The 6,660-nt window shown below is 43.0% G+C and carries 4 protein-coding genes and 1 pseudogene; all 5 read left to right on the top strand.

Annotated features, from left to right (window positions below; translation table 11 throughout):
• Window positions 1-312 precede the first annotated feature (312 nt).
• Entirely contained in the window at window positions 313-765 is a 453-nt protein-coding gene (brxF, locus tag FWJ59_RS06975; protein ID WP_414481234.1) for a BREX-3 system P-loop-containing protein BrxF, read from the top strand.
• A gap of 12 nt (window positions 766-777) precedes the next feature.
• Complete coding sequence (locus FWJ59_RS06970) at window positions 778-4,464, top strand: DUF6079 family protein (protein ID WP_414481233.1); 3,687 nt, start codon at window positions 778-780, stop codon at window positions 4,462-4,464.
• Between the two features lie 16 nt (window positions 4,465-4,480).
• The gene (locus tag FWJ59_RS06965; RefSeq protein ID WP_414481232.1) at window positions 4,481-4,882 is read left to right on the top strand and encodes a nucleotidyltransferase substrate binding protein; all 402 of its coding nucleotides are present in this window, start codon (window positions 4,481-4,483) and stop codon (window positions 4,880-4,882) included.
• Entirely contained in the window at window positions 4,879-5,181 is a 303-nt protein-coding gene (locus FWJ59_RS06960; RefSeq protein WP_414481231.1) for a nucleotidyltransferase family protein, read from the top strand. Before FWJ59_RS06965 ends, FWJ59_RS06960 begins: the two co-directional genes overlap by 4 nt.
• A pseudogene (locus tag FWJ59_RS06955) lies at window positions 5,178-6,660 on the top strand (DNA methyltransferase); the annotation flags it as partial. The gene FWJ59_RS06960 and the pseudogene FWJ59_RS06955, both read left to right, overlap by 4 nt.

The raw sequence follows: 6,660 nt of genomic DNA, 5'->3' as shown, positions 1-6,660 counted from the left end.
CTACTTTTATGCGTTCAAATCCTTCCGGAGGATTGATCCTATCCTCTATTGTTCTTCCCGATGGATTTATAATCAAGTTCATATTATTCCGTTGACCATGCGTATTGGGAACAGCCGTATCAGTAGAGGAGTTTGTTTTATAAGTTATAAAAAAGTGTTAGAAAACAGAAAGCATGCTACTGAGTAAGGTTAGCTAATATCGGATTGAATTTTCTGATTTTGTTCACAATTGATGGCAAATATAGTATAATCTATTCAAGATAGGCTTTCCAGTTATGAATTATCACATTTAAAATAAGAGGCGGAATAAACGTGAGCTATGGGGATAATGAGTTGAGCCTGAGGCAAGTTGCCCAAGGTTATACTTCAAATGCTGGCAACATAATGGTTGCATGTGTAGATAAAGAGCTGGTGAAGGCTTTCTTTTCAAATTGGAAATGGATAAATCTCGGGCTTGTGGTATCAGAACAGCTATGCAGGCTTCCAAAGGAGCAAAGGAAGAGGATGGTGGCCGATGTAGTGATAAACGCCATAAAGAAAACGCCTTCTAGGAATATCGTGGTGGAAAACATAGACCTTTTATTTTCTCCCGAGTATTCCCTTGACGTCATAAGGACCTTACAGCTGGCTGGCAAGAACAAGAGGCTTTTGGTGATATGGGCTGGCGATTATCAGGATGGTGTGCTGACTTATGCGCAACCGGATTGTCCGGATTTTCATAGATATGAGATTAAAAATTACGGCGTGTGCTGTATCACAAGATAGGGGGTACAGTCCATGAGATATGGTGAGCTTATAAACTTTGACCCTATTGAGACGGTTATACAGATAAAGGATGCTGACGATTCCTCAAAAGCTGCTAAATTGGTTGAAACCTACGTGATGTCGGACGACATGGCGGACATGCTCAACGAGAAGATTCTGTCCCAGCTTAGCCTGGATGAGGTGATCGACAACAAGGGCGTGTTTTTGGTGGGCAACTACGGCACCGGTAAATCCCACCTGATGTCGGTCATCTCCGCCATCGCTGAGGATGCCAATAACTTAAAATATTTAAAGAATAAAAAATTTGCCGAGTACATGCGGCCAATTGCGGGAAGGTTTGAAGTGCTGCGCATAGAAATAGGGGCTGTCAAGACTTCTCTACGGGATATAATAACAAGCGAGCTTGAAAAGGATCTGGCAAGGCGTGGCATATATTACACCTTCCCTCCCGCAGATACCATAAGTAGCAACAAGTATGCGCTCAACGAGATGATGGAAAAGTTTGAAGCGGTTTATGGCCCCAAAGGTTACCTCCTTGTAATTGACGAGCTTCTGGACTATTTAAAGAGCCGCACTGAAATGGAAGTCAGGTATGATCTTTCTTTTTTAAGAGAGCTGGGCGAGTTTATAAAAAATTCCAGGTTCAGGGTCATATGCGGTGTACAGGAATCGCTATTTGAAAGCCCTAGCTTCAATTTTGTGGCCAGCACCCTGCTTAAGGTAAAGGACAGGTATGAACAGGCCATCATCCGCAGGGAAGATATCGCGTATGTGGTATCCGAGCGAATACTTAAGAAGACTCCGGAGCAAAAGGCATGGATAAGGGAGCACTTGAAGAAGTTTTGCAGCCTCTATAAAAACATGGCCGAGCGCTTGGAAGAGTTTGTGGAGCTTTTCCCCATACATCCAGCCTATATCGAGACCTTCCAGCGGGTATATCTAGCCGAAAAGCGGGAGGTACTCAAGACCATATCCGCTACGGTGAAGGAGATAGTGGACCAAGAGGTACCGGAGGATCAGCCGGGCATTAAATCTTACGATTCGTACTGGAAGTACATAAAGGAAAACATGGCTAAGAAGGCAGAGCCGGAGATTAAAGAAGTGCTGGACAAGAGCAGCGTGCTGGAAGACATAATCAATAGGTCGTTTACTGCTAAGGCCATATATAAACCCTTGGCCATAAGAATAATTTACGCTTTAAGCGTTTACAGGCTTACCACCGGTGGCTTGGATGTCAGGGCAGGGCTTACCGTACAAAACTTAAAGGATGACCTGTGCCTGTACATAGATATGCCAGTTAAGGATGAGGAGTTCCTTTTATCGACCATCCAGTCGGTGATGAAAGCCATCATGGAGACTGTGAGCGGCCAGTTTATAGAGTACAACAAGGACAATGAGCAGTACTTCCTTGACTTAAAGAAGGACATAGACTATGACGCGAAGATAGAACAAAGGGCCGATACCCTTCATGACTCCCAACTTAACAGGTACTTCTTTGCCATTATTTATGATATGCTTGACTGGCAGGCGGCAGAGTATGTAAGTGGCCACCGGATTTATGAATACTTCATAAACTGGGAAGACAGGAACATCTTTAGAAGTGGCTACTTATTTATGGGTGAATCTAACGAACGGCCTACGGCACAGCCGCCCAGGGATTTTTACATATACTTTTTGCCGCCTTACGGACAGCTGACTGCGGTTGATGAGAAAAAGGATGATGAGGTGTTTTTCAAGTTTAAAGGCGATGAGGAGTTTCAGGAGCATTTAAGGCTTTTTGCAGGTGCAAAGGAGATGGAACAGCTATCGGGCCAGGCCGACAGCAAGAGGGTTTATGCTAAAAAAGCAGATGAGCATAGGAAAGCTGCTTTGAAGTGGCTGAACACTCATAAGCTTTCATGCTTTACCGTTACATACAAAGGTGTAAACAGGCAGATTGTGGAGGTACTCCATGGGCGAAGACTGAATGATAAGACCTTTAAAGAAATTATCGATACTACGGCTTCGGTCTTGCTTTCCGAGTATTTTGCCGAAAAATATCCCTGGTATCCTAAATTTAAAGTGAAAGTAACCAGGGAGAACTACACTGAGGTGCTCCGCAGGGGTTTGGATTACATTGCCGGGAAAAATACGCAGGATGGTGCAAACCTGCTTGACAGCTTTGGGCTTTTGGAAGGCTCTAAGATAAAACCCGAGAGGTCCATGTATGCCCGTCACTTCATTAGAAAAATGGAGAAGCTGCCTCCCGGGGCTGTTTTAAATGCTTCCGATATATTTGAAAACCCATATGAAGATGTGTATTATGATACGGAGTTTAAGCTGGACCGGGAATGGATAGTATTGATTCTAGCGGCCTTGGTTTACAGCGGGCATGTGACCATTTTGGCAGGAAATAACAAGCGCTACGATGCTTCGAACCTGGAAAGTATGGTCAATGCCAATTTCATTGATCTTTACAATTTTAAGCATATAGATAGGCCCAAGACTCCCGCAATGGCCGAGCTTAAAAAGTTGTTTAGCATACTGGGTCTGCCCGAAGGGCTTATCGTCAATCCAAATACTTGGGAACAAGCGGTAAGCCGACTTTTGGAGAGCATAACTCAGATTTTGAAGAGGGGACTGCGGGCAAAGGAGCTTCTAAAAGGGAATTTTTCGCTGTGGGGAGAGCTTCTTATTCCTGCTAACGTAATGAAGGATTATATCGAAAAGATAGAGATGGTACGAAATTTTGGCAATTCAGTGATAAGCAGGTTTAACACCCCTGCAAAGTTGAAGAATTTTGATTATACCATAGAGCAGCTTGAAAAGATAGCAGAAGGAATAAAAGTAATTAAGATAGTGGAAAGGTATGAAGCTTTTAGAAATAGCTGTTCAGCCAATGTAGAGTATTTCAGCAAGGTAGAGCTCATACTAGATGACCCACAATGGCTTGAGAGGATAAAGGACGAAAAACAGGAGTTTTTAAGGATAAGGGACCGGCTTAAGGATTCAACCGATGAGGATTATGCCTCTGCCCTCAATAGCAGGTTGAGCAAATTGAAGGAAGAATATATTACTTATTACATGGATCTTCATGAAAAATATCGTTTGGGCTTAAGTGAGAGCGCAAGGAAGGTAGAAATACAACAAAGCCAGCTGTTGGCAAACTTGAAAAAGCTTAGCAAAATTGAAGGAATACTTGCTGTAAGCAAGCTCGATGAGATAATCGATGGAGAACTGGCATCTTTAAAGGTATGTTACCAGCTGACTCCGGTAGAACTTCAACAAAACCATTACTGTCCGCATTGTAATTTTAAACCATCAGACAAAGAGAAGCCGGCCAAGGGCAGGCTAGATGTTGTAGAAGACAAACTGGAACAGCTTAAAAAAGAATGGACCAGGAATATTCTTTCCAGTATAGAAGATCCATTGGTACTTCAAGACCTTCAATACCTTGAGGCTGGGCAGCGTAAGCTAATTGAAGAGTTTTTGGCAAAACGGGAACTTCCGGATGTGGTTGATGACAATTTTGTGGACGCGGTAAACACCCTGCTTAAGGGCCTTGACAAGGTTGAGGTTAATGCATCTGATTTGGCGGAAGTTATGGCATCATGGGGACCCTGTACGGTAGATGATATGATGAAAAGGTTTGAGAGCCTTGTGAAAGAATGGAGCAGGGGGAGAGATAAAGGCAAGTTGAGGATTATTGTAAAGAAATAAATGTGGAGGCTTGTGTATGGATATACAGAAGTTAAGGGAAAAGCTTGAGGATTTTTCAAAAGCTTTAAACCGGCTGAAGGAAGCGCTGGAAAGGGACCAATCCGATGATATCGTTTTGGATGCAGTTATACAGAGGTTTGAGTTCACATACGAACTATCCTGGAAGCTCATCAAGGCTTATATGTCTTACAGCGGCATAGCCGATGTCAAGACGCCCAGGCAGGCTTTTAAGGAGGCGTTTGCTGCCGGCTTGATCGACGAGGGAGATGTATGGCTTGAAATGTTGGACGACAGAAATCTTACCTCTCATACTTATGATCAAGGTACGGCCAGGCGCATTTACGAAAAGGTAAAAGATAGATATTATCCAGCCATGAGCAGATTAAAAGAAGCCATAAGCAGGGAGATAGAGCCATGAGATTTGGCCTTGAAGAGCATATAGTTCAAAAAATCATATCGGCAATATCCAAGCACAAAGCCGTAAAGAGAGCCGTCATATTCGGTTCAAGAGCCAGGGGTGACTACCGTTATGACTCAGATATTGACATTGCCATATATACTGATGGCCGAGCTTGTCCTGGACTTATCGACGATATAGACCGTGCAGCCGGGATATACAAGGTTGATGTGGTTGATGTAAACAGTTTGGGTAATGATGACTTTAAGAAAAGCATAGAAAGGGATGGAATAGAGATATACAGGAGGGCTGACGGATGAAGCTTACAAAAGAGCACTTGGACAGCGTAAGGCATATAGAGGGTTTCCCAATTGGCAGGGATGAGGATATAATTGCCTTGTCCCAGCCTCCTTATTATACCGCGTGTCCCAATCCTTTTATTGAGGATTTCATAAAGCAACACGGCAAGCCTTATGATGAGGCCACCGATACATATCATAGAGAGCCGTTTGCAGCCGACGTAAGCGAGGGGAAGAATGACCCCATTTACAACGCTCACAGTTACCACACCAAAGTTCCGTATAAGGCCATAATGCGCTATATACTTCACTACACGGATCCGGGGGATATCGTGTTTGACGGCTTTTGCGGTACCGGCATGACGGGCGTGGCTGCTCAGATGTGCGAAAATCCCGACCCGGAATTTAAGATGCAGATCGAAAAGGAGATGCCTTACGTAAAATGGGGGGCAAGGAAGGCAATCCTTAATGATTTATCGCCCGCTGCTACGTTCATAGCTGCAAACTACAACCTGCCGGTGGATGTTGCTGAATTTGAAAAGGAGGCCAAAAGGATACTGGATGAATGTGAAAAGGAATGCGGTTGGATGTACGAGACCCTTCATACGGATGAGAAGGGTAATCCGATAAAAGGCCTTGATGGGAACCCCATAAAAGGAAAGATAAACTACGTGGTTTGGTCTGATGTGTTTGTCTGCCCGTACTGCTCCAAGGAATTCGTATTCTGGGATGTGGCGGTGGATAAGGAAAAAGGCAAGGTGTCGGAGCATTTCCGTTGTCCGCACTGCTTAAGCGAGCTTAAAAAAACCGACTGCGACAGAGCAAAGGAAACGGTGTACGACAGGGCGCTTAACCAGATGTGTACCTTTGCCAAGCAGGTGCCTGTACTGATAAACTATTCTGTGGGCAAAAAACGGTACGAGAAAAAGCCCGATGCCTTTGACTTTGAGCTGCTTAAGAAGATAGATGAGATGGATATACCATATTGGTATCCAACTGATAGAATGCCCGAGGGGTATAATACTGAACAGCCTAAGAAATCCCATGGTATAACGCATGTGCATCATTTTTATACCAAGAGGAATTTGTGGGTGTTGGCGACGTTATACCATAAGATAAAGAATTTACCTTTATTTTCTATTTTTGTATGGTTTTTGACTGCTAGTGTTTTAGTTCATACAAAAATGTATAGCTTTAGAATTAATAGAAAAGGTGGAATAATAAAAGGAACATTGTATATTTCCTCATAAATTCAAGAAAACAGGCCTTTACGTTTCATTAAAGATAAAATTGACTTATTATGTAAAAATAAATGGGTCAATGTTTTCCAGGAGAATTTAGTTCTAATATCATGTCAAGATACTAGTAATTTTGAATTAATAAAAAATAACTCAATAGACTATATCTTTACCGATCCGCCATTTGGCAGTAATCTTATGTATTCCGAGCTCAATTTTTTGTGGGAAGCTTGGCTTAAGGTTTTCACAAACAATAAACCAG

It is taken from the genome of Caldicoprobacter sp. (assembly GCF_047459465.1).
GTDB lineage: Bacteria > Bacillota > Clostridia > Caldicoprobacterales > Caldicoprobacteraceae > Caldicoprobacter.
Note: the sequence above shows the minus strand (reverse complement) of the source record. Positions and strands in the feature narration are given on the sequence as shown.

Bases quoted from the DNA above. Each gene is read 5' to 3' on its own strand.
- FWJ59_RS06970 (WP_414481233.1), top strand. From the start codon at position 778: ATGAGATATGGTGAGCTTATAAACTTTGACCCTATTGAGACGGTTATA.
- FWJ59_RS06965 (WP_414481232.1), top strand. From the start codon at position 4,481: ATGGATATACAGAAGTTAAGGGAAAAGCTTGAGGATTTTTCAAAAGCT.
- FWJ59_RS06960 (WP_414481231.1), top strand. From the start codon at position 4,879: ATGAGATTTGGCCTTGAAGAGCATATAGTTCAAAAAATCATATCGGCA.